This window comes from Serratia sp. CY55921, from assembly GCF_052167655.1.
GTDB classification, from domain to species: domain Bacteria; phylum Pseudomonadota; class Gammaproteobacteria; order Enterobacterales; family Enterobacteriaceae; genus Serratia; species Serratia ureilytica.
This window is the reverse complement of sequence record NZ_JBJNMU010000013.1, coordinates 1-25787: the sequence shown is the minus strand read 5'-3', so window position 1 is coordinate 25787 and position 25787 is coordinate 1. Positions and strand designations below refer to the sequence as shown.

The 25787-nt window shown below is 53.3% G+C and carries 44 protein-coding genes and 1 pseudogene; 6 read left to right on the top strand and 39 right to left on the bottom strand.

Going from position 1 to position 25787, the window contains the following annotated elements:
* Nucleotides 1-368: 368 nt before the first annotated feature.
* Complete coding sequence (locus tag ACJ8M3_RS24640; protein WP_033645236.1) at nt 369-911, top strand: gamma carbonic anhydrase family protein; 543 nt, start codon at nt 369-371, stop codon at nt 909-911.
* A 42-nt stretch (nt 912-953) separates the two neighbouring features.
* Here the strand turns inward: ACJ8M3_RS24640 and aroE are convergent, their stop codons facing one another.
* Genes aroE through dprA form a run of 5 tightly spaced genes read right to left on the bottom strand, consistent with a single transcriptional unit; the run spans nt 954 to nt 4498 of the window.
* On the bottom strand, nt 954-1772 hold the full coding sequence (gene aroE / locus ACJ8M3_RS24635; protein WP_089195515.1) for a shikimate dehydrogenase: 819 nt from the start codon (nt 1770-1772) through the stop codon (nt 954-956).
* An 11-nt stretch (nt 1773-1783) separates the two neighbouring features.
* Nucleotides 1784-2353: an L-threonylcarbamoyladenylate synthase type 1 TsaC gene (gene tsaC / locus ACJ8M3_RS24630; RefSeq protein ID WP_047573468.1), complete on the bottom strand. Its 570-nt coding sequence runs from the start codon at nt 2351-2353 to the stop codon at nt 1784-1786.
* 7 nt (nt 2354-2360) lie between these two features.
* A complete protein-coding gene (locus tag ACJ8M3_RS24625) occupies nt 2361-2906 on the bottom strand; it encodes a DNA topoisomerase family protein (protein WP_019456195.1) in 546 nt (181 codons plus the stop codon).
* Nucleotides 2907-2931: 25 nt separating this feature from the next.
* Nucleotides 2932-3405 carry a DUF494 family protein Smg gene (gene smg / locus ACJ8M3_RS24620; protein ID WP_025160381.1) on the bottom strand — a complete coding sequence of 158 codons (474 nt, stop codon included), beginning with the start codon at nt 3403-3405 and terminating at the stop codon, nt 2932-2934.
* Complete coding sequence (dprA, locus tag ACJ8M3_RS24615; protein WP_033652727.1) at nt 3377-4498, bottom strand: DNA-protecting protein DprA; 1122 nt, start codon at nt 4496-4498, stop codon at nt 3377-3379. Before dprA ends, smg begins: the two co-directional genes overlap by 29 nt.
* A 133-nt stretch (nt 4499-4631) precedes the next feature.
* Here dprA and def point away from each other — a divergent pair, with 133 nt between their 5' ends.
* The 5 genes from def to mscL all read left to right on the top strand — a co-directional run bounded on the left by def (nt 4632) and on the right by mscL (nt 9451).
* Entirely contained in the window at nt 4632-5141 is a 510-nt protein-coding gene (gene def, locus ACJ8M3_RS24610) for a peptide deformylase (RefSeq protein WP_015379260.1), read from the top strand.
* Between the two features lie 17 nt (nt 5142-5158).
* Complete coding sequence (gene fmt, locus ACJ8M3_RS24605) at nt 5159-6103, top strand: methionyl-tRNA formyltransferase (RefSeq protein ID WP_089195248.1); 945 nt, start codon at nt 5159-5161, stop codon at nt 6101-6103.
* A gap of 72 nt (nt 6104-6175) precedes the next feature.
* Entirely contained in the window at nt 6176-7465 is a 1290-nt protein-coding gene (gene rsmB, locus ACJ8M3_RS24600; protein WP_089195249.1) for a 16S rRNA (cytosine(967)-C(5))-methyltransferase RsmB, read from the top strand.
* Between the two features lie 55 nt (nt 7466-7520).
* Nucleotides 7521-8897: a Trk system potassium transporter TrkA gene (gene trkA, locus ACJ8M3_RS24595; RefSeq protein WP_004929716.1), complete on the top strand. Its 1377-nt coding sequence runs from the start codon at nt 7521-7523 to the stop codon at nt 8895-8897.
* Between the two features lie 137 nt (nt 8898-9034).
* The gene (mscL, locus tag ACJ8M3_RS24590) at nt 9035-9451 is read left to right on the top strand and encodes a large-conductance mechanosensitive channel protein MscL (protein ID WP_033645241.1); all 417 of its coding nucleotides are present in this window, start codon (nt 9035-9037) and stop codon (nt 9449-9451) included.
* A gap of 58 nt (nt 9452-9509) precedes the next feature.
* On the opposite strand, the gene ACJ8M3_RS24585 is transcribed toward mscL, so the two are convergent.
* The 34 genes and pseudogenes from ACJ8M3_RS24585 to ACJ8M3_RS24420 all read right to left on the bottom strand — a co-directional run.
* Entirely contained in the window at nt 9510-9716 is a 207-nt protein-coding gene (locus ACJ8M3_RS24585; protein ID WP_025304494.1) for an alternative ribosome-rescue factor A, read from the bottom strand.
* 74 nt (nt 9717-9790) lie between these two features.
* Nucleotides 9791-10222 carry a Zn(2+)-responsive transcriptional regulator gene (gene zntR / locus ACJ8M3_RS24580; RefSeq protein WP_016930321.1) on the bottom strand — a complete coding sequence of 144 codons (432 nt, stop codon included), beginning with the start codon at nt 10220-10222 and terminating at the stop codon, nt 9791-9793.
* Nucleotides 10222-10596: a DUF1992 domain-containing protein gene (locus ACJ8M3_RS24575; protein ID WP_033645242.1), complete on the bottom strand. Its 375-nt coding sequence runs from the start codon at nt 10594-10596 to the stop codon at nt 10222-10224. The genes zntR and ACJ8M3_RS24575 overlap by 1 nt, the downstream gene beginning before the upstream one ends.
* A 149-nt stretch (nt 10597-10745) precedes the next feature.
* Entirely contained in the window at nt 10746-11135 is a 390-nt protein-coding gene (gene rplQ, locus ACJ8M3_RS24570) for a 50S ribosomal protein L17 (protein ID WP_004929726.1), read from the bottom strand.
* Nucleotides 11136-11175: 40 nt separating this feature from the next.
* Nucleotides 11176-12165, bottom strand: a complete 990-nt coding sequence (locus tag ACJ8M3_RS24565; RefSeq protein WP_002919219.1) for a DNA-directed RNA polymerase subunit alpha — start codon at nt 12163-12165, stop codon at nt 11176-11178.
* 25 nt (nt 12166-12190) lie between these two features.
* Nucleotides 12191-12811: a 30S ribosomal protein S4 gene (gene rpsD, locus ACJ8M3_RS24560; protein ID WP_004929729.1), complete on the bottom strand. Its 621-nt coding sequence runs from the start codon at nt 12809-12811 to the stop codon at nt 12191-12193.
* Between the two features lie 30 nt (nt 12812-12841).
* A complete protein-coding gene (gene rpsK, locus ACJ8M3_RS24555) occupies nt 12842-13231 on the bottom strand; it encodes a 30S ribosomal protein S11 (RefSeq protein WP_004929731.1) in 390 nt (129 codons plus the stop codon).
* A gap of 16 nt (nt 13232-13247) precedes the next feature.
* Entirely contained in the window at nt 13248-13604 is a 357-nt protein-coding gene (rpsM, locus tag ACJ8M3_RS24550; protein ID WP_004929734.1) for a 30S ribosomal protein S13, read from the bottom strand.
* Nucleotides 13605-13752: 148 nt separating this feature from the next.
* Nucleotides 13753-13869, bottom strand: coding sequence for a 50S ribosomal protein L36 (gene rpmJ, locus ACJ8M3_RS24545; RefSeq protein WP_002227352.1), 117 nt, complete (start codon nt 13867-13869; stop codon nt 13753-13755).
* Nucleotides 13870-13902: 33 nt separating this feature from the next.
* Nucleotides 13903-15234, bottom strand: a complete 1332-nt coding sequence (secY, locus tag ACJ8M3_RS24540) for a preprotein translocase subunit SecY (protein WP_004929740.1) — start codon at nt 15232-15234, stop codon at nt 13903-13905.
* Between the two features lie 7 nt (nt 15235-15241).
* Nucleotides 15242-15676 (bottom strand): 50S ribosomal protein L15, encoded by a 435-nt coding sequence (gene rplO, locus ACJ8M3_RS24535; protein WP_004929742.1) that lies wholly within the window; start codon nt 15674-15676, stop codon nt 15242-15244.
* Nucleotides 15677-15679: 3 nt separating this feature from the next.
* Complete coding sequence (gene rpmD / locus ACJ8M3_RS24530; RefSeq protein ID WP_048232028.1) at nt 15680-15859, bottom strand: 50S ribosomal protein L30; 180 nt, start codon at nt 15857-15859, stop codon at nt 15680-15682.
* A 6-nt stretch (nt 15860-15865) separates the two neighbouring features.
* Nucleotides 15866-16366 carry a 30S ribosomal protein S5 gene (gene rpsE / locus ACJ8M3_RS24525; protein WP_004929747.1) on the bottom strand — a complete coding sequence of 167 codons (501 nt, stop codon included), beginning with the start codon at nt 16364-16366 and terminating at the stop codon, nt 15866-15868.
* Nucleotides 16367-16380: 14 nt separating this feature from the next.
* Entirely contained in the window at nt 16381-16734 is a 354-nt protein-coding gene (rplR, locus tag ACJ8M3_RS24520; RefSeq protein ID WP_004929748.1) for a 50S ribosomal protein L18, read from the bottom strand.
* 9 nt (nt 16735-16743) lie between these two features.
* Complete coding sequence (gene rplF / locus ACJ8M3_RS24515) at nt 16744-17277, bottom strand: 50S ribosomal protein L6 (protein WP_004929751.1); 534 nt, start codon at nt 17275-17277, stop codon at nt 16744-16746.
* A 14-nt stretch (nt 17278-17291) separates the two neighbouring features.
* Entirely contained in the window at nt 17292-17684 is a 393-nt protein-coding gene (gene rpsH, locus ACJ8M3_RS24510; RefSeq protein WP_004929753.1) for a 30S ribosomal protein S8, read from the bottom strand.
* Between the two features lie 30 nt (nt 17685-17714).
* Complete coding sequence (gene rpsN, locus ACJ8M3_RS24505) at nt 17715-18020, bottom strand: 30S ribosomal protein S14 (protein WP_004929754.1); 306 nt, start codon at nt 18018-18020, stop codon at nt 17715-17717.
* Nucleotides 18021-18033: 13 nt separating this feature from the next.
* The gene (gene rplE, locus ACJ8M3_RS24500; RefSeq protein ID WP_004929756.1) at nt 18034-18573 is read right to left on the bottom strand and encodes a 50S ribosomal protein L5; all 540 of its coding nucleotides are present in this window, start codon (nt 18571-18573) and stop codon (nt 18034-18036) included.
* A gap of 14 nt (nt 18574-18587) precedes the next feature.
* Nucleotides 18588-18902, bottom strand: coding sequence for a 50S ribosomal protein L24 (gene rplX / locus ACJ8M3_RS24495; RefSeq protein ID WP_004929758.1), 315 nt, complete (start codon nt 18900-18902; stop codon nt 18588-18590).
* A gap of 9 nt (nt 18903-18911) precedes the next feature.
* Nucleotides 18912-19283 carry a 50S ribosomal protein L14 gene (gene rplN, locus ACJ8M3_RS24490; protein WP_000613954.1) on the bottom strand — a complete coding sequence of 124 codons (372 nt, stop codon included), beginning with the start codon at nt 19281-19283 and terminating at the stop codon, nt 18912-18914.
* Nucleotides 19284-19455: 172 nt separating this feature from the next.
* The gene (gene rpsQ, locus ACJ8M3_RS24485; RefSeq protein ID WP_004929760.1) at nt 19456-19710 is read right to left on the bottom strand and encodes a 30S ribosomal protein S17; all 255 of its coding nucleotides are present in this window, start codon (nt 19708-19710) and stop codon (nt 19456-19458) included.
* Nucleotides 19711-19902, bottom strand: coding sequence for a 50S ribosomal protein L29 (gene rpmC / locus ACJ8M3_RS24480; RefSeq protein WP_004929762.1), 192 nt, complete (start codon nt 19900-19902; stop codon nt 19711-19713).
* A complete protein-coding gene (gene rplP, locus ACJ8M3_RS24475) occupies nt 19902-20312 on the bottom strand; it encodes a 50S ribosomal protein L16 (protein WP_004929764.1) in 411 nt (136 codons plus the stop codon). The genes rpmC and rplP overlap by 1 nt, the downstream gene beginning before the upstream one ends.
* Before the next feature lie 12 nt (nt 20313-20324).
* The gene (gene rpsC, locus ACJ8M3_RS24470) at nt 20325-21023 is read right to left on the bottom strand and encodes a 30S ribosomal protein S3 (protein ID WP_004929766.1); all 699 of its coding nucleotides are present in this window, start codon (nt 21021-21023) and stop codon (nt 20325-20327) included.
* A 17-nt stretch (nt 21024-21040) separates the two neighbouring features.
* The gene (gene rplV, locus ACJ8M3_RS24465; RefSeq protein ID WP_002223844.1) at nt 21041-21373 is read right to left on the bottom strand and encodes a 50S ribosomal protein L22; all 333 of its coding nucleotides are present in this window, start codon (nt 21371-21373) and stop codon (nt 21041-21043) included.
* 14 nt (nt 21374-21387) lie between these two features.
* Nucleotides 21388-21666: a 30S ribosomal protein S19 gene (rpsS, locus tag ACJ8M3_RS24460; RefSeq protein ID WP_004929772.1), complete on the bottom strand. Its 279-nt coding sequence runs from the start codon at nt 21664-21666 to the stop codon at nt 21388-21390.
* Between the two features lie 14 nt (nt 21667-21680).
* A complete protein-coding gene (gene rplB, locus ACJ8M3_RS24455; RefSeq protein WP_004929775.1) occupies nt 21681-22505 on the bottom strand; it encodes a 50S ribosomal protein L2 in 825 nt (274 codons plus the stop codon).
* A gap of 18 nt (nt 22506-22523) precedes the next feature.
* The gene (rplW, locus tag ACJ8M3_RS24450; protein WP_004951179.1) at nt 22524-22826 is read right to left on the bottom strand and encodes a 50S ribosomal protein L23; all 303 of its coding nucleotides are present in this window, start codon (nt 22824-22826) and stop codon (nt 22524-22526) included.
* Entirely contained in the window at nt 22823-23428 is a 606-nt protein-coding gene (rplD, locus tag ACJ8M3_RS24445; protein WP_004929779.1) for a 50S ribosomal protein L4, read from the bottom strand. Before rplD ends, rplW begins: the two co-directional genes overlap by 4 nt.
* Nucleotides 23429-23438: 10 nt before the next feature.
* Nucleotides 23439-24068 carry a 50S ribosomal protein L3 gene (gene rplC / locus ACJ8M3_RS24440; RefSeq protein ID WP_015379265.1) on the bottom strand — a complete coding sequence of 210 codons (630 nt, stop codon included), beginning with the start codon at nt 24066-24068 and terminating at the stop codon, nt 23439-23441.
* A 32-nt stretch (nt 24069-24100) separates the two neighbouring features.
* Nucleotides 24101-24412: a 30S ribosomal protein S10 gene (gene rpsJ, locus ACJ8M3_RS24435; protein WP_001181005.1), complete on the bottom strand. Its 312-nt coding sequence runs from the start codon at nt 24410-24412 to the stop codon at nt 24101-24103.
* A 381-nt stretch (nt 24413-24793) separates the two neighbouring features.
* Nucleotides 24794-25273: a bacterioferritin gene (gene bfr / locus ACJ8M3_RS24430; protein ID WP_033645244.1), complete on the bottom strand. Its 480-nt coding sequence runs from the start codon at nt 25271-25273 to the stop codon at nt 24794-24796.
* A gap of 73 nt (nt 25274-25346) precedes the next feature.
* Nucleotides 25347-25541 carry a bacterioferritin-associated ferredoxin gene (bfd, locus tag ACJ8M3_RS24425; RefSeq protein WP_015379266.1) on the bottom strand — a complete coding sequence of 65 codons (195 nt, stop codon included), beginning with the start codon at nt 25539-25541 and terminating at the stop codon, nt 25347-25349.
* A 131-nt stretch (nt 25542-25672) separates the two neighbouring features.
* Nucleotides 25673-25787: pseudogene (locus tag ACJ8M3_RS24420) on the bottom strand (EF-Tu/IF-2/RF-3 family GTPase); the annotation flags it as partial.

Sequence of the window (25787 nt, the reverse complement as noted above, 5' to 3'; positions counted from 1 at the left end):
GATTGTCTGATAAATTGTTAAAGAGCAGTGAGTTAGGCGCTTTCGCTTGCTAACTCGAGGTGGCGTATATTACGCTTTCCTCTTTCAGAGTCAACCCTAATTTTCAGGATTTTTTCTCTTTCTTCCCGGCCGCTGTGTGAAGTGAATCACTTGCGCCGTGTCGATGGAGGCGCATTATAGGGATCCGAGTTTTTTGCACAACCCCTTTTTTGATCTTTTCTTTCTGTTTGCACACTTTTCAGCCCTTCCGAGTGGATCTTGTGCGATCAGGGCCATTTTCCGCAGGATCCGGCGCTGCGATTGGTTGTAATTCCATCGCCAGAGTCTAGTATTGCCGGTAAATATGATCCCGACGTGAGGCAAGCACCATGTCCGATGCAGTACGTTCTTATCTTCAATACACCCCCAAACTCGGTCAACGCGTCTTGATCGATCCTTCCAGCGTGGTGATCGGCGACGTCGATCTGGCGGATGACGTCAGCATCTGGCCGCTGGTCGCCATTCGGGGCGACGTCAATGCGGTAAAGATCGGCGCGCGCAGCAATATACAGGACGGCAGCGTACTGCATGTGACTCACCGCTCCGAACATAACCCCGACGGTTATCCCCTGTTGATTGGAGAAGACGTGACCGTAGGCCATAAAGCGATGCTGCACGGCTGCGCCATCGGCAACCGGGTGCTGGTCGGTATGGGATCGATCCTGCTGGACGGTGTAGTAGTAGAAGACGACGTGATGATTGGTGCCGGCAGTTTAGTGCCGCCGGGCAAACGCCTGGTCAGCGGCTATCTCTATATGGGCAGCCCGGCACGCCAGGTTAGGCCGTTGACCGCCGCCGAGTTGGAAGGATTGCTTTATTCTTCGAACAACTATGTACGCTGGAAAGATGAGTACCTGTCGGAAGACATCTGACGGGAACCCCGTTCTCTATAAATAAAGAGAACGGGGCAGGATTTATGCCGCCAGTTCGCTGCGCAACTGGCGCAATACCGGCTCAATCTCTGGCATCACTCCATGCCAAAGCAGGAAAGCATGCGCCGCCTGCCCCACCAGCATGCCCAGCCCATCGGCATATTCCGTTGCCCCCTGCTGCTGCGCCCAGGCCAGGAATGGCGTAGCGCCCTGCTGATAGAACATGTCATAGCAACGAGTGTGTGCATTAACTACGCCCGCCGGCAACGCCGGGATCTCTCCGCTGATGCCGGACGCCGTCGCATTGATCACCAGTTCGAACGCTTGCTGATCCAATTGATCCATCGGCGCCGCCGAGATCTCCCCCAGATGCCGAAAAGCGTCTGCCAACGCCTGAGCTCGGCTGAAGGTGCGGTTGGTGATCGTTAGCCGACAGCCGAAAGACAGCAGCGGCAGGATCACGCCGCGCGCTGCGCCGCCGGCGCCCATCAGCAGGATGCGATCCTGCGGCCGGATCAATTGCTGACGCTGTAGATCGGTCAGCAACCCGATGCCATCGGTGTTATCCCCCAACAGCTCGCCATTCGGCAATACCTTCAGGGTATTGACCGCACCGGCCATCGCTGCGCGCTCGCTCAGCTCAGAAGCGGCCGAATAAGCACGCTCCTTGAAAGGCACCGTGACGTTCGCCCCCAGCCCTCCGGCGCGGATAAACGCCTGCAGGCTGGTTTCAAAACCGTCTAACGGCGCCAACACCGTCCCATAAGGATGCTCAATGCCGGTCTGGGCAGCAAACAGCGCATGAATTCGCGGCGACTTGCTGTGGCCGATAGGGTTGCCAAATACCGCAAACTTCTCCATGCCCATTACCTCTAGCCCTGACGGATCTGTTCGCCGGTCAGAACGTCTCTGATTTCGGAAGGATTAAGACGGCCACCCACCTTGCCGCGCAATACCGGGAAAGCTTCGCCGAACTGCCGCGTAACCTCATCCGCACTGCGGCATGGCTCCAGCCCACTGAGATTGGCGCTGGTCGACACCAGCGGCTTGCCATACTGCCGGCACAGCTGCTGCACCAACGGATGATCGCTGACGCGCACCGCCAGCGAGCTGAAGCGTCCGGTCAGCAAACGCAGCGTCTCCGGCCGAGCGGGCAAAACCCAGGTTACCGGCCCAGGCCAGCTGGCAAACATCGTCGTGCGCTGCTGTTCGCTGAGCGCACTGTCGTCGATATAAGGTTTAAGCTGTGCATAGTCGGCGGCGATCAAAATCAGCCCCTTTTCCCACGGCCGCTGTTTCAGCGCCAGCAATGCATTGACCGCCTGCTCGCTGTCGGGATCGCAACCCAGGCCGAATACGGCTTCGGTGGGATACGCAATCACCTGCTGTTGATGCAAAGCATCGATGATAGATAAAAGGTTCGGGCTTAATTCTGAGTTCATGATGTGATTATTCTGTAGTCGCGACGGGTTTTCCGCACAGCTTGCTGGCACAGCACAGGACGGGGCCTTTTGCCGTGCGCTTTTCCATCAGCAGCGGATAATGGCAATAGGCGCACTCACCGGCGACAGGTTTAACATTGAGGGCAAACTGGCATTCCGGGTAACGATCGCAGGAATGAAAAACTTTGCCGTAACGCGACTTGCGCTGCAGCAGTTTGCCTTGGCCGCACTGCGGACAGGTAATGGCGGTTTCGTCAGGCTTATCGATCACTTCAGTGTGATCGCACTGCGGATAATCGCTGCAGCCGATAAACATGCCATAGCGCCCCTGGCGCAGCACCAACGTCGCCTGACATTTCGGGCACTGTTGCCCATCCAAGACCTTAACGATATGTCCATCGGCCTGCGCTTTCAGCGGCCGAATATATTGGCATTCAGGGTACTGGGAACAGCCGAGGAAGGGGCCGTGGCGACCGCTACGGATCACCAGTTCGGCCCCGCATTCCGGACAGGGTTCATTTTGCCTGGCGGCAAAAATCGCGTTTTTTGTCATAACGTCTTCTATGCGCGTTATCGGCTCAATGCAGATAACCTTCGTTCACTTCAAACAACAGTTCTTCCATTTGCTGATAGGCGCTTTCATATCCGGGGATATTAAACAGCACCATCAACACGACCCATTTCAGATCTTCGAGATCGAATTCCGCATTATCCAAAGCCATAACGCGGTCGATAACCATTTCACGGGTTTCGAGGTTCAATACCTGAATCTGTTCCAGGAACAGGAGAAAACCACGGCAGCCGGCGTCCAGACGTGCGCCTTCTTCTTCGGTGTAGATCCGCATTGCCAGCGGATCGGCATCCATAAAGTAAGGGGCATTTTGACCCTCTTGCAGGTCAGCCAACTTCTCAAGCCAATTCAACGCGTTGTAGATATCATCCCGATGAAACCCCGCCTGAGCGAGATCATCGGTCAGTTGATCCTGATCGACGCGCATCTCTGGTTCATTGTGGATATAAGTTTCAAACAAGTACATGAGTACGTCGAACATGGCTTGCCCTCCTTATTCGGACATAGCCGCCGGGTACAGCTGCGATCCACCCTGCTAACTCCAGCTCGAGTAACTTGATTACCACCACTGGCACAGGTTGGCCGGCACGTTCAGCGACGACGTCAACAGGTGTCACCTCATCTCCTACGTTAGCCAACACATCGCCAAATGGCAATTCAACTTCAGCCTGCGACGCACAAATAGTTGTATTTTCGTTCAGTGACAGCCATTGAAGGCCGCTTCCCAGCAATTCGGCGATATCTTTCGGCCCGGTGACCAGATGCGCGCCCTGCTGGATTAACCAATGCGTCCCCTCACTCATCGGGTTTCCTAATGGCCCAGGCAAGGCGAACACCTCACGCCCCTGCTCCAACGCGTAGCGAGCCGTCACCAGGGTACCGCTGCGCAGCGAAGCTTCTATGACCAGAACCCCCAGGCTGAGCCCGCTGATAATGCGGTTACGGCGTGGGAAATGGTCGGCCAGAGGCAAATCGGTGACTAAATGATCTGAAATCACGGCGCCGCCCTGCTCGACTATCTGCTCCGCGAGCCGGCGGTGCCGGCGCGGATAGATATTGCCCAGCCCGCTGCCCAACACCGCAATCGTGCAGCCATCGGCCGCCAGCGCCGCACGATGGCAAATGCCGTCGATGCCGATCGCCAAACCGCTGGTGATGGTGAAACCGCAACGCGCCAACTCCTCGGCGAAATGGTTCGCCCAACGCTCGCCGTAATGGCTGAACTGCCGGCTGCCGACCATAGCGAGCTGAGGTTGCAACAGCACCCGAGGATCGCCCTCGATCAGCAGAAACAGCGGCGCGTCGTCGATCTGAGCCAGGTTTTCAGGATAGCCGGGCGCCCCATAGTTCAGCATACGGTGCGCCGGCTCCTCCAGCCAACGCAGGGTGGCCGCCAGATAGACAGGATCCACTCGGTTGAACTGTGCCTGCTGCCGTTCGTTCAATCCCAGCTCATGCAACACGCGGCGAGGCTCGCCACTCATTTGCGATAACTGTCGCACGAGCCGACTGGCCACGACAGTCTGTAGCCCCGTGACTCCCCGCATCCGTAAAGCGATCTCTTCCGGCCGCATCGTCTGTTCCCTCAGCAAAAACGGTGGTATTGCCAATCTGAGCAATTGGTGCGCAATGCTGTCAATCAGGTCGGGAAATGTCTAGAATAGAGGTTAAACCTCGTTCATTACTCGGATACAGATCTAAAGATATATGTCAGTCTTGCAGGTATTACATTTCCCAGACGAGCGTCTGCGCAAAGTCGCAGCGCCGGTAAAAGAAGTCAATGCAGATATCCAGCGCATCGTGGATGATATGTTTGAAACCATGTACGCAGAGGAAGGCATTGGCCTGGCTGCGACTCAGGTGGATATCCATCAGCGCATTATCGTGATCGACGTCTCCGAGAATCGCGATCAGCGCCTGGTGCTGATCAACCCGGAGCTGCTGGAAAAGAGCGGCGAAACCGGCATCGAGGAAGGCTGTCTTTCCATTCCCGAGCAGCGTGCGCTGGTGCCGCGCGCCGCGCAGGTGAAGATCCGCGCGCTGGATCGCGAAGGCAAACCTTTCGAGCTGGAAGCGGACGATCTGCTGGCGATCTGCATCCAGCACGAGATGGATCACCTGATGGGTAAACTGTTCGTCGATTACCTGTCGCCGCTCAAGCGTCAGCGCATTCGTCAGAAACTGGAAAAAATGGCCAAGCTTCAAGCCCGCGCCTAACCGATCAGGAAATCAACGTGTCTGACTCTTTACGGATTATTTTCGCCGGAACACCAGACTTCGCAGCGCGTCATCTTGACGCGCTGTTGTCATCTGAGCACCAGATTGTCGGCGTATTCACTCAACCCGACCGTCCAGCAGGCCGCGGCAACAAGCTAACGCCCAGCCCGGTCAAAATGCTGGCCGAACAACACCAATTGCCGGTATTTCAGCCTAAATCGCTGCGCCCCGAAGAGAACCAGCGCCTGGTGGCAGATCTCAACGCCGACGTGATGGTGGTGGTTGCCTACGGGTTGATTCTGCCGCAAGCGGTGCTGGATATGCCGCGTCTTGGCTGCATCAACGTACATGGTTCGCTGCTGCCCCGCTGGCGCGGCGCGGCACCGATCCAGCGTTCGCTCTGGGCCGGTGACAGCGAAACCGGCGTGACCATCATGCAGATGGATGTCGGTCTCGATACCGGTGACATGATGCACAAGATCGCCTGCCCGATTGAGAGCAGCGATACCAGCGCCAGCCTCTACGACAAGCTGGCGCAGCTCGGTCCGCAGGGCATGCTGACGACGCTGCGCCAAATGGCCGACGGCAGCGCCACCCGCGAAGTGCAGGACGAGTCGCAGGTCACCTACGCCGAGAAGCTGAGCAAAGAAGAAGCTCGCCTGGATTGGACACTGTCCGCCGCACAGCTGGAGCGTTGCATCCGCGCCTTCAACCCTTGGCCGATAAGCTACTTCACCATCGATGAGCAACCGGTGAAAGTGTGGCAGGCCAGCGTACTGGCGCAAAGCGCCAACGCGGAGCCAGGCACCGTTGTTCATGCCGACAAGCACGGTATTCAGGTGGCGACCGCCGACGGTATCCTCAACCTGATCCAACTGCAGCCCGCCGGCAAGAAACCGATGTCGGCGCAAGACCTGTTAAATTCACGTCGTGAATGGTTTACCCCGGGTAACCGGCTGTAAGTCACCCCACTGCCCGGCCGTTCATCGCCGGGCCGTTATTTTCTTAATGCCGATCGTTATCAGCTTCAGCCTATGAAAAATAATTACAATCTCCGCAGCATCGCTGCCAAAGCCATCGGCCAGGTGCTGGATCAAGGGCAGTCGCTCAGCACTGTCCTGCCGGCGCTGCAAACCGCCATCAACGATAAAGATCGCGGGTTGCTGCAGGAACTGTGTTTCGGCACGTTGCGCGTGCTGCCGCAGCTCGAGTGGTGCATTCAGCAACTGATGGCCAAGCCGCTCACCGGCAAGCAGCGTACGCTGCACTATTTGCTGATGGTCGGCCTGTATCAGCTGTTGTATACCCGTATCCCGGCGCACGCCGTGCTGGCAGAAACCGTGGAAGGCGCGGTAGCGCTGAAACGCCCGCAGTTGAAAGGCCTGATTAACGGTGTCTTGCGGCAGTTCCAGCGCCAACAGGAAGAGCTACTGCAGCGCGCCGCCAACAATGACAGCCGCTATCTGCACCCGAGCTGGTTGCTGAAACGTATTCAACAGGCTTATCCCGCCAACTGGGAACAGATCGTCGACGCCAATAACCAGAAGCCACCGATGTGGCTGCGCGTCAACCGCCTGCATCACACCCGCGCAGCCTATCTGCAGCTGCTGATTGACGCTGGCATCGCCGCAGAGCCTCATGCAGACTATGCCGACGCAGTGCGGTTGCTGGCGCCTTGCGCCGTGACCGATCTGCCTGGGTTCGCCGACGGCTGGGTCACCGTGCAAGATGCCTCAGCCCAGGGCTGTGTCGATCTGTTGGATCCGCAAGACGGTGAACAGATCCTCGATTTGTGCGCTGCGCCTGGCGGCAAAACCACGCATATTCTGGAAGCGGCGCCGAAAGCGCACGTCATGGCCGTCGATATCGACGAACAGCGTCTGGCGCGGGTGAAGGAAAACCTGCAGCGCCTGCGTTTGCACGCAGAGGTTAAGCTGGGCGATGGCCGCACTCCGCAACAATGGTGCGGTGACAAACAGTTCGACCGCATCCTGTTGGACGCGCCTTGTTCCGCCACCGGCGTGATCCGCCGCCACCCCGACATCAAATGGCTGCGCCGCGATCGCGATATCGCCGAACTCGCCGCGCTGCAGGCCGAAATTCTGGAAGCCGTCTGGCCGCATCTGAAATCGGGCGGCGTGATGCTTTACGCCACCTGCTCTATCCTGCCGGACGAAAACAGCAGCCAGATCGCCGCGTTCTTGCAGCGCCACGCCGATGCCAAGCTGGTTGAAACCGGCGATGCGCAGCGGCCTGGGCGGCAGAATATCCCGCATCCCGAGGACGGCGATGGCTTCTTTTACGCTAAGCTGATTAAAATGTAATTCTTCAGGGCGTGCTCGCGCGCCCTAAGTCTTTCAGTGTGAAGCAGAGAACACGATGAAAATAATTATTCTTGGTGCCGGTCAGGTTGGCGGGACGCTGGCGGAAAACCTGGTGGGTGAAAACAACGACATCACCGTCGTCGATACCGATTCCGGCCGGTTGCGTCAGCTGCAGGATAAATTCGATCTGCGAGTGGTTCAGGGACATGGCTCCCACCCTCGGGTGCTGCGCGAAGCCGGCGCAGAAGATGCCGACATGCTGGTTGCCGTCACCAACTCCGACGAAACCAACATGATCGCCTGCCAAATCGCCTATTCTCTGTTTAATACCCCCAACCGTATCGCCCGTATCCGCGCGCCGGAATATATCCGCGAGTCGGAGAAACTGTTCCTGCCGGAAGCGGTGCCGATCGACCATCTGATTTCGCCGGAGCAGCTGGTCATCGACTATATCTACAAGCTGATTGAATACCCCGGCGCGCTGCAGGTGGTCAACTTCGCCGAAGGCAAGGTCAGCATCGCCGCGGTTAAAGCCTATTACGGCGGCCCGCTGGTCGGCAATGCGCTCTCTTCGATGCGCGAACACATGCCGCATATCGACACTCGCGTCGCCGCCATTTTCCGCCAGGATCGGCCGATTCGTCCGCAAGGCTCGACCATTATCGAAGCCGGTGATGAAGTGTTCTTCGTTGCCGCCTCACAGCACATTCGCGCGGTGATGAGCGAACTGCAACGGCTGGAAAAACCTTATAAGCGCATCATGATCGTCGGCGGCGGCAACGTCGGCGCCGGCCTGGCCGCCAAGCTGGAGAAAGACTATAACGTCAAACTCATTGAGCGCAATCAGCAACGTGCCGCCGAACTGGCCGAGCAGTTGCACGATACCATCGTGTTCTACGGCGATGCCTCCGACCAGGAACTGCTGGCCGAAGAGCACGTCGAGCAGGTGGATGTCTTCATCGCCATCACCAACGACGATGAGGCCAACATCATGTCGGCTATGCTGGCCAAGCGCATGGGCGCCAAGAAAGTGATGGTCCTGATCCAGCGGCGCGCCTATGTCGATCTGGTGCAAGGCAGCGTGATCGATATTGCCATTTCTCCGCAGCAGGCAACCATCTCCGCGCTGCTTGGGCATGTGCGCAAAGCGGATATCGTCAGCGTCTCGTCACTGCGCCGCGGCGTAGCGGAGGCGATCGAAGCGATTGCCCACGGCGATGAAAGCACGTCCAAAGTGGTTGGCCGCATCGTTGAAGATATCAAGCTGCCACCGGGTACCACCATCGGCGCTATCGTTCGTGGCGACGACGTCATCATCGCTAACGGCAACAGCAAAATCGAACAGGGCGATCATGTCATCATGTTTATTACCGACAAGAAATTCGTGCCGGACGTTGAACGCCTGTTCCAACCGAGCCCGTTCTTCTTGTAGAACGAATTTATTTGGCGATGGTCTATAATCGCGTAGTTGTTCTCTGCCTTGAGAGGAGATAAAACTTCTCTCCTTTTGTGGCAAAGGGAAATTGCTTTGTTAAACTTGAGTTATTAATTCTGCAAGGGGTGCGTTCTATGAGTATGTTGAAAGAGTTTCGCGAATTTGCCATGCGCGGCAACGTGGTCGATCTGGCCGTCGGTGTGATTATCGGTGCCGCGTTCGGCAAGATTGTTTCATCCTTCGTCGCTGATATCATCATGCCTCCGCTGGGCTTACTGATCGGCGGTGTCGACTTTAAACAGTTCCATCTGGTATTACGTGAAGCTCAGGGCGCCGTACCGGCGGTGGTAATGAACTACGGTTCATTCATCCAAACCGTATTTGACTTCGTGATTGTCGCCTTCGCCATCTTCCTGGCGATTAAATTGATGAACAAAATGCGCCGCAAACAAGAAGAAGCTCCGGCAGCGCCGCCAGAACCTACCGCAGAAGAGAAACTGCTGACGGAAATCCGTGATTTGCTGAGCCATCAACAGCAGCCAAAACTGTAAGACAGCGTTTGGTTATGCCAATAAAAAGCCACCTGATAAAGGTGGCTTTTTTAATGCCTTAAAACCAGAAGGCCAGTGGTAAATTATCGCTTGATACTTTACCACTGGCCTCCCAGTTACCGCCTTTGTTGTGTTTTTCTTTACGCCGATAGCTGCCTTTGCCTTTCACATTCTTTTCTACCCGTTGACGGAATAGCGGATCATGCAACAGCGCCTCAATGGCGTTATCTTGAATCTGGCCTTTGGTGTGACGATATTTCGTCATGGTAATGCTCCTGTAAAATATGAGGGATAAAACGGGGCGATAATACTGCCGGCGATATAAAAATTAAAGTGCCGTCAGCAACCTTTTTTGCCTTTGTCATCGCTGGCGCCCTGTTCCAAAGCTTCCAGGATCGAACAGTAGTTGCTGGTATGGGCGGTACCGCAGCAGGCGTCGCTCAGCCGTTTCAACGATTCACGCATCCGGGTCAGCTCCGCCAACTTGCTTTCCACTTCGCTCAGGCGCGCATCAACGATAGACTTCGATTCCTGGCAGGTGTGATGTTCCGGATCGACCCGGATCGACAGCAGCTCGGCGATCGTTTCCAGAGTAAAGCCCAACTGCTTGGCATAGCGGATAAAACGCAGCCGCTGCAGATCCTGCTCGGTGTACAGCCGATAACCGCCTTCAGTACGGACATTGTGATCCATCATGCCCTGCTTTTCATAGTAACGCACGGTATCCGGCGTCACTTCGGCAAGCTTGGCCAACTGACCTATCTTGAACATTACTTCTCCTCTCGGGTGAGTTTACCGTCCAGCGCACGCTGATATTCGCCATGCAAGAAGTCCGTGCTCATTCCAGCGTGACGCAACCGATGTTCCAGCAGCGCCATGCGCTTGCTGAGATCGACATAGTCCGGATGCTCACTGTTGATCCCTTGCAGTAAGTGAGCAACGGTTAATGCCTCTTTGCGATCTTCCAGCGCCGGCGGCAGATAACCGGCATTTTTCAGCAGGCGGTAACCGGCGCGTAGCTCAGCAGGCACCGCGCTGTCATCGTCCAGCACGAGCGGTTGTCCCTGGCCGGGCAGATTGTCGAACTCGCCTTTATCCTGGGCATCAAGGATATGACGTTCCGCCCATTGGTCGAGCAACCCCATAACAGACAGCCTCAGTGAGCTTATTGAATGAGTCTAAGCATAACGGATAGGAGCGGGGATCTTAAGCTCGGCGGGGGGAATTGAGCACATTTGGCTGGATTTGGACGTAAAAAAACCGGGCAAGCCCGGTTTTTTTACGCGTCTACAGATTACTCTGCAGTTGCTACTTCTGCTTGAGACTCAGCACGATCAACCAGCTCGATGTATGCCATCGGCGCGTTGTCGCCTGCGCGGAAGCCACACTTCAGAATGCGAGTGTAACCACCGGCACGGCTCGCGAAACGCGGGCCCAGCTCGTTAAACAGTTTTGCCACGATCTCGTTATCACGAGTACGGGCGAATGCCAGACGACGATTAGCTACGCTGTCGGTCTTGGCAAGAGTAATCAGCGGCTCAACAACGCGACGCAGCTCTTTTGCTTTTGGCAGGGTCGTCTTGATGATCTCATGACGAACCAAAGAGCCGGCCATGTTACGGAACATAGCCTGGCGATGGCTGCTGTTACGGTTCAGTTGACGACCACTCTTACGATGGCGCATGACCTTATCCTTCTCAGTAAAACCTTAACCTGTGATCCGGTTACTCGTCAGCAATGCTTGCCGGCGGCCAGTTTTCCAGGCGCATGCCCAGAGACAGACCACGTGAGGCCAGCACGTCTTTAATCTCGGTAAGAGATTTTTTACCCAGGTTTGGCGTTTTCAGCAACTCAACCTCGGTACGCTGTACCAGATCACCGATGTAGTGGATAGCTTCTGCCTTGAGGCAGTTAGCAGAGCGGACAGTCAATTCCAGATCGTCAACAGGGCGCAGCAAGATCGGATCGAATTCCGGTTTCTCTTCTTTAACTTCCGGCTGACGTACATCACGCAGGTCAACGAAAGCTTCAAGTTGTTCAGCCAGAATGGTGGCCGCACGGCGGATCGCCTCTTCAGGATCGATCGTGCCATTGGTCTCCATCTCGATGACCAGCTTATCCAAGTCAGTACGCTGTTCTACACGCGCAGCTTCAACATTGTAGGCGATACGCTCTACAGGGCTGTAGCAGGCGTCAACCAACAGACGACCGATTGGGCGCTCATCTTCTTCCGAATGAATTCGGGCAGAAGCCGGCACATAACCGCGACCGCGCTGAACTTTGATACGCATGCTGATAGCCGCGTTCTCATCAGTCAGGTGGCAGATCACGTGCTGAGGCTTGACGATTTCGACATCACCATCATGGGTGATGTCGGCAGCGGTCACAGGGCCAATGCCAGATTTATTCAGGGTAAGAATAACTTCGTCTTTGCCTTGAACTCTCACCGCCAGCCCTTTCAGGTTGAGCAGGATCTCCAGGATATCTTCCTGTACGCCTTCTTTGGTGCTGTACTCATGCAGTACACCATCAATCTCAACCTCGGTCACCGCGCAACCCGGCATAGATGAAAGCAGAATACGGCGCAGTGCGTTGCCAAGAGTATGGCCAAAGCCACGCTCTAAAGGCTCAAGGGTCACCTTGGCGTGCGTCGAACTGACTTGCTCGATATCTACCAGGCGCGGTTTTAGAAACTCTGTCACAGAACCCTGCATTGTGTCCTCTCTTTGGTACTAAGCTTTACTTGGAGTAAAGCTCGACGATCAGGTGTTCGTTAATGTCCGCAGACAGATCGGTACGTTCAGGCATACGCTTGAACACGCCTTCCATCTTAGCAGCATCAACTTCCAGCCAAGTCGGCTTTTCACGCTGCTCAGCCAGCTCCAGAGAAGCTTTAACACGAGACTGCTTTTTAGCTTTCTCGCGGATGCTGACTACGTCATTCGGAGATACCTGATAAGAAGCGATGTTAACAACGCGACCGTTTACCATAACTGCTTTGTGGCTAACCAGCTGACGTGACTCTGCACGAGTAGCGCCGAAGCCCATACGGTAAACAACGTTGTCCAGACGACCTTCCAGCAGCTGCAACAGGTTTTCACCGGTGTTGCCCTTCAGGCGGGTTGCTTCTTTGTAATAGTTACGGAATTGACGCTCCAGAATGCCGTACATACGGCGAACTTTCTGCTTCTCACGCAACTGAACACCGTAATCAGACAGACGCGGTTTACGCGCACCGTGCTGACCAGGTGCTTGTTCAATTTTACACTTGGAATCGATCGCGCGAACGCCAGACTTAAGGAACAGGTCTGTGCCCTCACGACGGCTCAGCTTGAGCTTAGGACCCAAATATCTTGCCATTTTCTTTCTCCAACAATCCTAAAAGCTGCGTTACACGCGGCGCTTTTTCGGCGGACGACAACCGTTATGAGGGATCGGAGTCACATCAGTAATATTAGTGATGCGGAAACCAGCCGCGTTCAGAGCGCGGATAGTAGACTCACGACCAGGACCAGGTCCTTTAACCATAACTTCCAGGTTCTTGATACCGTATTCTTTTACTGCGTCAGCACAACGTTCTGCTGCAACCTGTGCTGCGAACGGAGTGGACTTACGAGAACCACGGAAACCGGAACCACCGGCTGTTGCCCAACCCAAAGCATTACCCTGACGATCAGTGATGGTAACGATGGTGTTGTTGAAAGAAGCATGGATATGAGCCACGCCGTCAGAGACTTGCTTTCTTACACGCTTACGTGTACGAACAGGTGCCTTTGCCATTATTCAATAACCCCGATTATTTCTTGATCGGCTTGCGCGGACCCTTACGGGTACGAGCGTTGGTCTTGGTGCGCTGACCGCGTACCGGCAGACCACGACGATGACGCAAACCACGATAGCAACCAAGGTCCATAAGACGCTTGATGCTCAGGGTAATTTCACGACGCAAATCACCCTCAACGGTGTATTTGGCAACTGCATCACGAAGCTTTTCGATTTGCTCTTCAGACAGCTCACTGATCTTAACATTTTCAGCAATACCCGTGGATGCACAGATAGCCTGTGAACGGGTTTTACCGATACCGAAGATCGACGTTAAGGCGATAACGGTATGTTTATGATCAGGAATGTTAATGCCTGCTATACGGGCCACTATGCACTCCTACTATTTTATACAGCAACACCATTCTGAAAAGCCCGTTTTCAGGATACTCAAATAATGTTGCAGTGCGACATACAAAAGATTGGCTGGCTAATCTAGCCAGCTCAACCCAACTTTGCAAGAAAAATATGCGAGATAATCAGCCTTGACGCTGTTTATGCTTCGGCTCGGCGCTGCAAATCACACGAACGACACCGTTACGCTTAACGATTTTGCAGTTACGACATAATTTCTTGACGGAAGCACGAACTTTCATTTTTACTCTCCGTAACTTCTCAAACGAATCTGACTAGCGGTTATAGCCTTTCAGATTTGCTTTCTTCAATGCAGACTCGTACTGACTTGACATCATCAGAGTTTGCACTTGAGCCATAAAGTCCATGATGACGACAACCACGATCAGTAGCGAGGTACCACCAAAGTAGAATGGTACTTTCATTGCATCACGCATGAACTCCGGGATCAGGCAGATGAAAGTAATGTACATCGCGCCCACCAGGGTTAAACGCGTCATTACTTTATCGATATACTTCGCCGTTTGCTCTCCCGGACGAATTCCTGGTACGAAGGCACCGGACTTCTTCAGGTTATCTGCTGTCTCACGCGGGTTGAATACCAACGCCGTGTAGAAGAAACAGAAGAAGATGATTGCAGACGCATAGAGTAACACATAAAGCGGTTGCCCTGGCTGCAAATACAGCGAAATCGTAGTCAGCCAGTTCCAACCGGTACCGCCCCCAAACCATGATGCAATCGTGGCCGGGAACAGAATAATGCTGGAAGCGAAAATCGCCGGGATAACACCCGCCATGTTCACTTTCAACGGTAAGTGTGTACTCTGTGCTGCATAAACACGACGACCTTGTTGACGCTTCGCATAGTTAACGACGATACGACGTTGACCACGCTCGATGAAAACAACGAAGAAGGTTACTGCAAACACCAATACTGCAACCAACAGCAGCAGGAGGAAGTGCAGGTCGCCTTGCCGCGCTTGCTCGATAGTATGGGCCACTGCCGGCGGGAGCCCCGCTACAATACCCGCGAAGATAATGATCGAGATACCGTTGCCGATACCGCGCTCAGTAATCTGCTCACCCAGCCACATCAGGAACATTGTCCCGGTGACCAAGCTCACAACCGCAGTAAAGTAGAATGCAAAGCCTGGGTTTAACACCAGGCCCTGCATACCAGGCATATTCGGCAGACCGGTAGCAATACCGATCGACTGGAATATGGCCAATACCAGCGTACCGTAACGGGTGTACTGACTAATCTTGCGACGGCCAGCCTCCCCTTCTTTCTTGATTTCCGCCAACGCCGGATGAACCACCGTCAGCAGCTGGATAATGATCGACGCCGAAATATACGGCATGATCCCCAGAGCAAAGATAGAAGCACGGCTGAGGGCACCACCAGAGAACATGTTAAACATTTCAATGATAGTGCCTCTCTGCTGCTCAAGCAATTTGGCAAGCACAGTGGCATCGATACCAGGAATCGGAATGAAAGAGCCGATGCGGAAGACAATCAGCGCGCCGATGACAAACAAAAGTCTGCGCTTCAGCTCGCCGAGCCCGCCTTTAGCACTTTGAAAATCTAATCCTGGTTGCTTAGCCATCTGCTACTTATTCCTCAATTTTACCGCCAGCAGCCTCGATAGCAGCACGAGCGCCTTTGGTGACACGCAGACCACGCAGGGTTACCGGACGAGCGACTTCGCCAGAAAGTACAACTTTCGCGAATTCGATCTGGACACCAACTACGTTAGCGGCTTTCAGCGCGTTCAGGTCGATAACATCGCCTTCAACCAGAGCCAGTTCAGACAGACGAACTTCTGCCGTGATCATCGCTTTGCGTGAAGTGAAGCCGAATTTCGGCAGACGACGGTACAGAGGCATCTGACCACCTTCGAAACCACGACGTACGCCACCGCCAGAACGAGACTTCTGACCTTTGTGACCACGGCCGCCGGTTTTACCCAGGCCAGAACCAATACCACGACCTACACGCTTAGGCGCATGCTTGGCACCTTCAGCCGGAGACAGAGTATTTAAACGCATCTGTTACTCCTCAACTTTAACCATGTAGGAAACCAGGTTGACCATACCGCGAACAGCAGGAGTATCCTCGCGCTCTACGGTGTGACCAATACGACGCAGACCCAGACCGAGCAGAGTAGCTTTATGCTTCGGCAGACGGCCAATTGAGCTGCGAGTTTGTGTAACTTTAATAGTCTTAGCCATGGTCAATTACCCCAGAATGTCGGCAACGGATTTACCACGCTTAGCAGCGACCATTTCAGGAGACTTCATATTCGCCAGAGCGTCGATAGTTGCACGAACCACGTTGATCGGGTTGGTGGAACCATAAGCTTTAGCCAATACGTTGTGCACCCCAGCAACTTCGAGAACGGCGCGCATTGCACCGCCCGCGATGATACCGGTACCTTCATGAGCAGGCTGCATGAACACGCGAGAACCCGTGTGAGCGCCCTTAACAGGGTGCTGCAGGGTGCCGCTGTTCAGCGCGACGTTCATCATGTTGCGACGGGCTTTTTCCATCGCTTTCTGGATCGCTGCTGGAACTTCGCGTGCTTTGCCGTAGCCAAAACCAACGCGACCGTTACCATCACCAACTACAGTCAGTGCGGTAAAGCTGAAAATACGGCCACCTTTTACGGTTTTAGATACGCGGTTTACCGCGATCAGCTTTTCCTGCAGTTCGCCAGCTTGTTTTTCGATGTGAGCCATCTTAAACCTCTTCCTTAGAACTGAAGGCCAGCTTCACGGGCAGCATCTGCCAGTGCCTGGACTCGACCATGATATTGGAAACCGGAACGGTCAAAGGATACTTTCGCAATCCCTTTTTCCAACGCGCGCTCAGCCAGAGCTTTACCTACGGCTGCTGCTGCGTCTTTGTTACCGGAATACTTCAGTTGCTCCGCGATAGCTTTTTCTAAAGTAGAAGCGGCTACCAGTACTTCAGAACCGTTTGGAGCAATCACCTGTGCGTAAATGTGACGCGGGGTACGATGTACCACCAGGCGGGTTGCACCCAGCTCTTGGAGCTTGCGGCGTGCGCGGGTCGCACGACGGATACGAGCAGATTTCTTATCCATAGTGTTACCTTACTTCTTCTTAGCCTCTTTGGTACGCACGACTTCGTCGGCGTAACGAACACCCTTGCCTTTGTAAGGCTCAGGACGACGGTAAGCGCGCAGATCTGCTGCTACCTGGCCAATTACCTGCTTATCAGCGCCTTTCAGCACGATTTCAGTTTGGCTTGGGCATTCAGCAGTGATACCTGCCGGCAGCTGGTGATCGATAGGGTGAGAGAAGCCCAGGGCCAAATTCACCACGTTGCCTTTAACGGCAGCACGATAACCAACACCTACCAGTTGAAGCTTCTTGGTGAAGCCTTCGGTAACACCAACAACCATTGCGTTCAGCAGAGCGCGCGTGGTACCCGCTTGGGCCCATGCGTTAGCAAAACCTTCGCGCGGAGCGAAAGTCAGTGCGTTAGCTTCTTGCTTCACTTCAACGGCGTCGTGGATAGTACGAGTCAACTCGCCGTTTTTACCCTTAATCGAAATAACCTGACCGTTGAGTTTTACCTCTACGCCGGCAGGAATGACGACGGGTGCTTTTGCAACACGAGACATTCTTTCCTCCCGAATTAAGCTACGTAGCAGATAATCTCGCCACCAAGACCAGCCTGGCGAGCTGCACGATCGGTCATAACACCTTTAGAGGTAGAAACAACAGCGATACCCAAACCGGCCATAACTTTTGGCAGCTCATCTTTTTTCTTGTAGATGCGCAGACCTGGACGGCTGATACGTTGAATGCTTTCTACCACAGCTTTGCCCTGGAAGTACTTCAGTACCAGTTCCAGAACAGGCTTGGCGTCGCCTTCGATTTTGAAATCTTCAATAAAACCTTCTTCCTTCAGCACGTTGGCAATTGCCACTTTCAGCTTGGAGGAAGGCATGGTGACCGCAACTTTGTTCGCGGCTTGACCGTTACGGATACGGGTCAGCATATCCGCGATCGGATCTTGCATGCTCATCTGTCTTTACTCCCGTGATTCAATTGGTAATTACCAGCTAGCCTTTTTCAAGCCTGGTACTTCACCGCGCATAGCGGCTTCACGAAGCTTAATACGGCTCAACCCGAATTTGCCCACATAACCATGTGGACGGCCAGTTTGGCGGCAGCGTTTACGCTGACGAGACGGGCTGGAATCACGCGGCAGAGTTTGCAGCTTGAGAACGGCATTCCAACGATCTTCATCGGATGCGTTCACATCAGAGATAATAGCTTTCAGTTCAGCGCGTTTTGCAAAGAACTTGTCAGCTAATTTCACGCGCTTGACTTCGCGTGCTTTCATTGATTGCTTAGCCATCAGTAACCCTGCCTTACTTGCGGAACGGGAAGTTAAAAGCAGCCAGCAGCGCGCGGCCTTCATCATCAGATTTCGCAGTAGTGGTAATGGTAATATCCAAACCACGAACGCGATCGACTTTGTCGTAGTCGATTTCTGGGAAGATGATTTGCTCACGCACGCCCATGCTGTAGTTGCCACGGCCATCGAATGACTTGGCGGACAGGCCACGGAAGTCACGGATACGTGGAACAGCAATGGAGATCAGACGCTCAAAGAACTCCCACATGCGTTCGCCACGCAGAGTTACTTTACAGCCGATCGGATAGCCCTGACGGATTTTGAAGCCTGCAACGGATTTGCGGGCTTTGGTGATCAACGGTTTTTGACCGGAGATAGCTGCCAGGTCCGCTGCTGCGTTATCCAGCAGTTTCTTGTCAGCAATCGCTTCACCAACACCCATGTTCAGGGTGATCTTCTCGACCCGAGGGACTTGCATGACAGAGTTGTAATCAAACTGAGACATCAGTTGTTTGACTACCTCGTCTTTGTAGTAATCATGCAGTTTCGCCATCGTATTACTCCAAATTACTTGATAGTTTCGCTGTTAGATTTGAAGAAACGGACTTTTTTGCCGTCTTCGAATCTAAAGCCTACACGGTCAGCCTTGCCGGTAGCCGCGTTGAAGATAGCAATGTTAGAAACCTGAATTGCAGCTTCTTTCTCAACAATGCCGCCTGGTTGGTTCAGAGCCGGAACCGGCTTCTGGTGTTTCTTAACCAGGTTGATGCCTTCAACAATGACCTTGCCAGCAGACAGGACATTTTTTACTTTACCGCGCTTACCTTTGTCTTTCCCGGTAATCACGATAACTTCGTCATCACGACGGATCTTCGCTGCCATGTTCGCTCCTTAGAGTACTTCTGGTGCCAGAGAGATAATTTTCATGAACTTCTCATTACGCAGTTCACGAGTTACCGGCCCAAAAATACGCGTACCGATTGGCTGCTCGCTGTTATTGTTCAAAATAACGCATGCATTGCCATCGAAGCGAATGACAGAACCGTCCGGGCGACGTACACCCTTCTTGGTGCGCACCACTACCGCCTTCAGAACATCGCCTTTCTTCACCTTACCGCGAGGAATTGCTTCCTTGATGGTAATTTTGATGATGTCGCCGACGCCTGCGTAGCGACGGTGCGAGCCACCTAGAACCTTGATACACATTACGCGACGTGCACCGGAGTTGTCGGCGACGTTCAGCATAGTCTGTTCTTGGATCATTTTAGTGCTCCGCTAATGTCAACTACTACTTTAAAGACCCAAGTAAAAATTAGGCCGTTGAAAAGCCCCATAACCGAGGGCGCAGCATTATAACACCGCTTACTTGGTATGGGTAGAAAAAATAAACGGCTCATTTTCTGAGCCGTTTATTAAGTGAGAGCCAGCTACTCTATTACAGAATCGCTTTCTCTACAACGCGAACCAACGTCCAGGACTTGGTCTTGGACAGTGGGCGGCATTCGCGGATTTCAACCACGTCGCCGGTACCACATTCGTTGTTCTCGTCATGTACGTGCAGCTTGGTCGTACGTTTGATGAATTTCCCGTAGATTGGGTGCTTCACAGTACGCTCGATAGCAACAACGATGGATTTCTCCATTTTATCGCTAACAACACGACCCTGCAGGGTACGGATAACTTCAGTCATTTACACACCCGCCTTTTGAGTCAGTAAAGTCTTAACGCGTGCGACGTCACGACGCACTTGTTTCAACAGGTGAGTTTGTTGCAGCTGGCCACTGGCCGCCTGCATGCGCAAGTTGAATTGCTCACGCAGCAGGTTGAGCAGCTCGGCATTCAGCTCTTCAACGCTTTTTTCACGCAGCTCTTGTGCTTTCATTACATCACCGTCTTAGTTACAAAGGTGGTTTTGATCGGCAGTTTCGCTGCTGCCAGTTTGAATGCCTCGCGGGCAACCTCTTCTGGCACGCCGTCCATTTCGTACAGGACCTTACCAGGCTGGATCAGGGCAACCCAATACTCCACGTTACCCTTACCTTTACCCATACGCACTTCCAGCGGCTTCTCGGTGATCGGTTTGTCCGGGAATACACGGATCCAGATCTTGCCTTGACGCTTAACTGCACGAGTCATTGCACGACGAGCTGCTTCGATTTGACGAGCAGTCAGACGGCCACGGCCAACAGCTTTCAGACCGAAAGTGCCGAAGCTAACATCCGTACCTTGCGCCAGACCACGGTTGCGGCCCTTGTGCACCTTACGGAATTTTGTACGCTTTGGTTGTAACATCAGCGACTCTCCTTACTTGCGGCCTTTACGCTGCTGCTTTTTAGGTTGAGCAGCCGGTTCCGGTTGTTCAACTGCAGCCATACCACCCAGGATCTCACCTTTGAAGATCCATACCTTAACGCCGATTACACCATAAGTGGTGTGCGCTTCAGATGTGTTGTAGTCGATGTCCGCACGCAGAGTGTGCAATGGAACACGACCTTCGCGGTACCATTCGGTACGTGCGATTTCAGCGCCGCCAAGACGGCCGCTTACTTCAACTTTGATACCTTTAGCGCCAAGACGCATTGCGTTCTGTACTGCACGCTTCATAGCACGACGGAACATAACGCGACGTTCCAGCTGAGAAGTGATGCTGTCAGCAACCAATTTAGCGTCGAGTTCCGGTTTACGGACTTCGGCGATGTTGATCTGTGCAGGAACGCCAGCGATGTCCGCTACGACCTTGCGCAGTTTTTCGACGTCTTCACCTTTCTTGCCGATAACGATGCCTGGGCGAGCAGTGTGAATGGTCACACGGATGCTCTTCGCAGGACGCTCGATAACGATGCGAGAAACGGAAGCTTTCGACAGTTCCTTAGTCAGGAATTGACGAACTTTAAAGTCGCTGTCCAGGTTGTCAGCGAATTCTTTGGTATTCGCATACCAAGTAGAGTTCCAAGGTTTGACAATACCCAGGCGAATACCATTAGGATGTACTTTCTGACCCATTGCTAGTCTCCAGAGTCTCAGCGATCGGACACAACCACAGTAATGTGGCTGGTGCGCTTCAGGATGCGATCTGCACGACCTTTTGCACGCGGCATAATGCGCTTCATGCTTGGGCCTTCGTCTACGAAGATTTTCGTAACTTTCAGATCATCGATGTCAGCGCCATCGTTGTGTTCTGCGTTAGCAATGGCAGACTCCAGCACTTTCTTAACCAGACCAGCAGCTTTCTTGTTGGTGTAGGTCAGAGTTTCCAGAGCTTGCGACACTTTCTTACCGCGAATCAGGTCAGCAACAAGGCGAACCTTCTGAGCAGAAGAACGAGCGTGGCGATGTTTAGCGATAGTTTCCATCTCTTCCTCCTACCTTAGCGCTTTTTAGCTTTTTTATCAGCCGCATGGCCGCGATAAGTACGAGTCGGCGCGAATTCACCCAGTTTGTGACCGACCATTTCATCGGAAACGAACACTGGTACGTGCTGACGACCATTATGGACAGCGATGGTCAAACCGATCATGTTAGGAAAGATCGTTGAACGACGGGACCAAGTGCGCAAAGGCTTCTTGTCACCGCTTTCCACCGCTTTCTCTACCTTCTTCAGCAAGTGCAGGTCAATAAAAGGACCTTTCTTGAGAGAACGTGGCATGGCTTATCCTCTAATTATTTTTTGCTACGGCGACGTACGATGAACTTATCAGTACGCTTGTTGCTACGGGTCTTCTTACCTTTGGTCTGAACGCCCCACGGAGTTACCGGGTGCTTACCAAAGTTACGACCTTCACCACCACCGTGCGGGTGATCTACCGGGTTCATCGCCGTACCGCGAACGGTAGGACGAACACCACGCCAACGTGCAGCACCTGCTTTACCCAGAACGCGAAGCATGTGTTCAGCGTTACCGACTTCACCCAGGGTGGCGCGGCAATCAGCTGGAACTTTACGCATTTCGCCGGAGCGCAGACGCAGAGTTACGTAGGAACCATCACGAGCAACGATCTGAACGTAGGCACCAGCGGAGCGAGCCATCTGGCCGCCTTTGCCTGGTTTCATTTCTACGTTGTGAACCGTTGAACCAACTGGAATGTTGCGCATCGGCAGGGTGTTACCCGCTTTGATTGCAGCATCAACGCCAGATTGAATCTGGTCACCAGCTTTCAGGCCTTTCGGCGCCAGGATGTAACGGCGTTCGCCGTCTTTGTACAGAACCAGCGCGATGTTCGCGGAACGGTTCGGATCGTACTCCAGACGCTCAACCACAGCAGGGATACCGTCTTTGTTGCGCTTGAAGTCAACCAGACGATAATGTTGCTTGTGGCCACCACCGATATGACGGGTGGTGATACGGCCATTGTTGTTACGACCACCGCTTTTGCTCAGTTTTTCCAGCAGCGGGGCATAAGGTTTACCCTTGTGCAGCTCAGGGTTAACCACTTTAACAACGTGGCGACGACCCGGAGATGTAGGTTTACATTTAACAATTGCCATTGTTCTTACTCCTCCGACTTACTCTGCGCCGCCGATGAAGTCCAGATTCTGGCCTTCTTTCAGGGTGACGTAAGCTTTTTTCCAGTCGCTACGACGACCAACACGCTGACCGTGACGTTTCACTTTCCCTTTAACAACCAGGGTGTTCACGTCTTCGACTTCGACTTCAAACAGTTTCTGCACTGCAGCTTTGATTTCTGCTTTGGTCGCGTCTTTGGCAACTTTGAGAACGATGGTGTTGCTTTTTTCCATCGCAGCGGATGCTTTTTCAGATACGTGCGGTGCACGCAGCACTTTCAGCAAACGTTCTTCACGGATCATGCCAGCATCTCCTCAACTTGCTTCACAGCATCAGCAGTCATAACCACTTTGTCGAAGGCGATCAGGCTAACCGGATCGATACCTGCTACATCGCGCACGTCAACCTTGTACAGGTTGCGAGCTGCCAGGAACAGATTCTCATCCAGTTCACCGGTCACGATCAGCACGTCTTCCAGAGCCATATCTTTCAGTTTCTGTGCCAGCAGCTTAGTTTTAGGCGCTTCTACAGAGAACTTCTCGACAACGATCAGACGATCTTGACGTACCAGTTCGGACAGGATGCTTTTCAGCGCGCCGCGGTACATCTTTTTGTTTACTTTCTGACTGTGGTCCTGTGGCTTAGCAGCAAAGGTCACGCCGCCTGAACGCCAGATCGGGCTCTTTACAGAACCTGAACGCGCACGGCCGGTGCCTTTCTGACGCCATGGCTTTTTGCCGGAACCAGTTACTTCAGCACGGGTCTTCTGAGCACGGGTACCTTGACGGGCACCTGCTGCATAAGCAACAACAACCTGGTGTACCAGCGCTTCGTTGAAATCACGACCGAAGGTAGTTTCGGAAACAGTCAGCGCGCTTTGCGCGTCTTTCAATACTAATTCCATTGCTATCCCCTTACGCCTTCACAGCTGGTTTAACGATCAGGTTGCCACCGGTTGCGCCCGGTACAGCACCCTTAACCAGCAGCAGGTTGCGCTCAGCGTCAACACGTACTACGTCCAGGCTCTGAACGGTTACGCGCTCATCACCCAGGTGGCCAGCCATTTTCTTGCCTTTGAACACTTTGCCCGGAGTCTGGTTCTGACCGATAGAACCCGGAACGCGGTGAGACAAGGAGTTACCGTGGGTAGCGTCTTGGGTACGGAAGTTCCAGCGCTTAACAGTGCCAGCAAAACCTTTACCTTTAGAAGTACCGGTAACATCGACTTTTTTAACGTCAGCGAAGATTTCTACGCTAATTTCCTGACCTGCAGCGAATTCTTGACCTTCTTCCAGGCGGAATTCCCACAGACCACGGCCAGCTTCAACGCCAGCTTTAGCGAAATGGCCCGCTTCCGGCTTGGTTACACGGTTAGCTTTTTTGCTACCAGTGGTAACCTGAACGGCACGGTAACCGTCGGTGTCCAGGCTTTTAACCTGAGTCACGCGGTTCGCTTCAATTTCAATTACGGTTACTGGGATAGAAACGCCATCTTCAGTGAAGATACGGGTCATACCCACTTTTTTACCGACTAAACCAATCATTGTTTCAACCTCTCAATCGCTCAATGACCTGATTAACCCAGGCTGATCTGCACGTCTACACCGGCAGCCAGATCCAGACGCATCAGAGCATCAACGGTTTTCTCGGTTGGCTCAACGATGTCAACCAGACGCTTGTGAGTGCGAATCTCGTACTGATCGCGCGCGTCTTTGTTGACGTGCGGAGAGATCAGAACGGTAAAGCGCTCTTTGCGAGTTGGCAGCGGGATCGGACCACGGACTTGCGCACCAGTGCGCTTTGCAGTCTCGACGATTTCCGCGGTTGATTGATCGATCAGACGATGATCAAACGCTTTCAGGCGGATACGGATTCTTTGGTTCTGCATGAGACCAGAGCTCCAATTATTTATAAACGTAAATAATTACTCCTCACACCCATTTCGATTGATGGGGGAGTGTAATCGTCAACATATAACCCCCATATCGGGAGTATTGTTCGAAAGGCAAAAAAGGCCTGCCAATCGACTGATTCGCTAAAATCAGGCTTACCAAGATTAGGTAAGCCCGCGCATTATACGCAAAATGGCCCAGGAAGCAAGCCGCAGTTGGAAATATGCTCAGGAAATCGTCATTTTTGCGCGTTCAGTGGCAGTTGGCGTGTTAACACGGCGAACAGGGAATGAATTAGGCTTGGCGGGAACACTCTCCCCTGCCCCACCGAGAAAACGGCCGCCGGCAGGAGAGACGATGACGAATGGACGGAAGGCTTACTCTTTGCGCTCTAAAATCTGGGCCTGGGCATAGTTCTGAATACCGAGACGGGCAATCAGATCCAGCTCCGTTTCCAGCCAGTCGATATGCTCTTCTTCATCGGCCAGGATTTCAATCATCAAATCGCGGCTGACGTAATCGTGGATCGAATCGGCATAGGCGATGCCTTCGCGCAGGTTCTTGGCGCCCGCCAGCTCCAGCGCCAGATCGGAACGCAGCATCTCTTCGATGTCTTCGCCGATGTTCAGCTTGCCGAGATCTTGCAGATTCGGTATCCCTTCCAGGAACAGGATACGCTCGATGTAGCGATCGGCATGTTTCATTTCGTCGATCGACTCGTGATATTCCTTGTCGTTGAGGCGCATTAAGCCCCAATTCTTGAACATGCGGGCGTGCAGGAAATATTGATTGATGGCAACCAGCTCGTTGCCGAGCAATTTATTGAGGTGAGCAATGATCTTTTTATCGCCTTTCATAGGTAACTCCTCCTGGCCAGTTCTAAAAGTGTAGAACCTGTAAGCCAAGAGTCAAAAATAACCTTACCCTTTGTTAGGCAACTTCATGCATTGGGATGATAGTTCCGCGTTCCTCCACCATAATCTGTCTTGCCTGACGAATGCACTTTCCACAATCGGTACCAATCGGCACAAGTTCACGCAGTTGCTTCATGGTATGGGGATTGTGCTGACGCACCGCATTACGGATCGCTTTGTCAGTCACCGCATTACACAGACATACATACATAGAGAGACTCACTTCTTAACCAATGCATTGAGTCTAAATAGGAATGGTTTTTATTTCAATTAAGATTTGTACAAATTGCATAAAAAAAGGGCACCGAAGTGCCCTTTTTTGTGTCGAAAAATTATTCGCGATTAAGCGATAACTTTAGCAACAACACCAGCGCCTACAGTACGGCCGCCTTCACGGATTGCGAAACGCAGACCGTCGTCCATCGCGATTGGGTGAATCAGGGTTACAACCATGTTC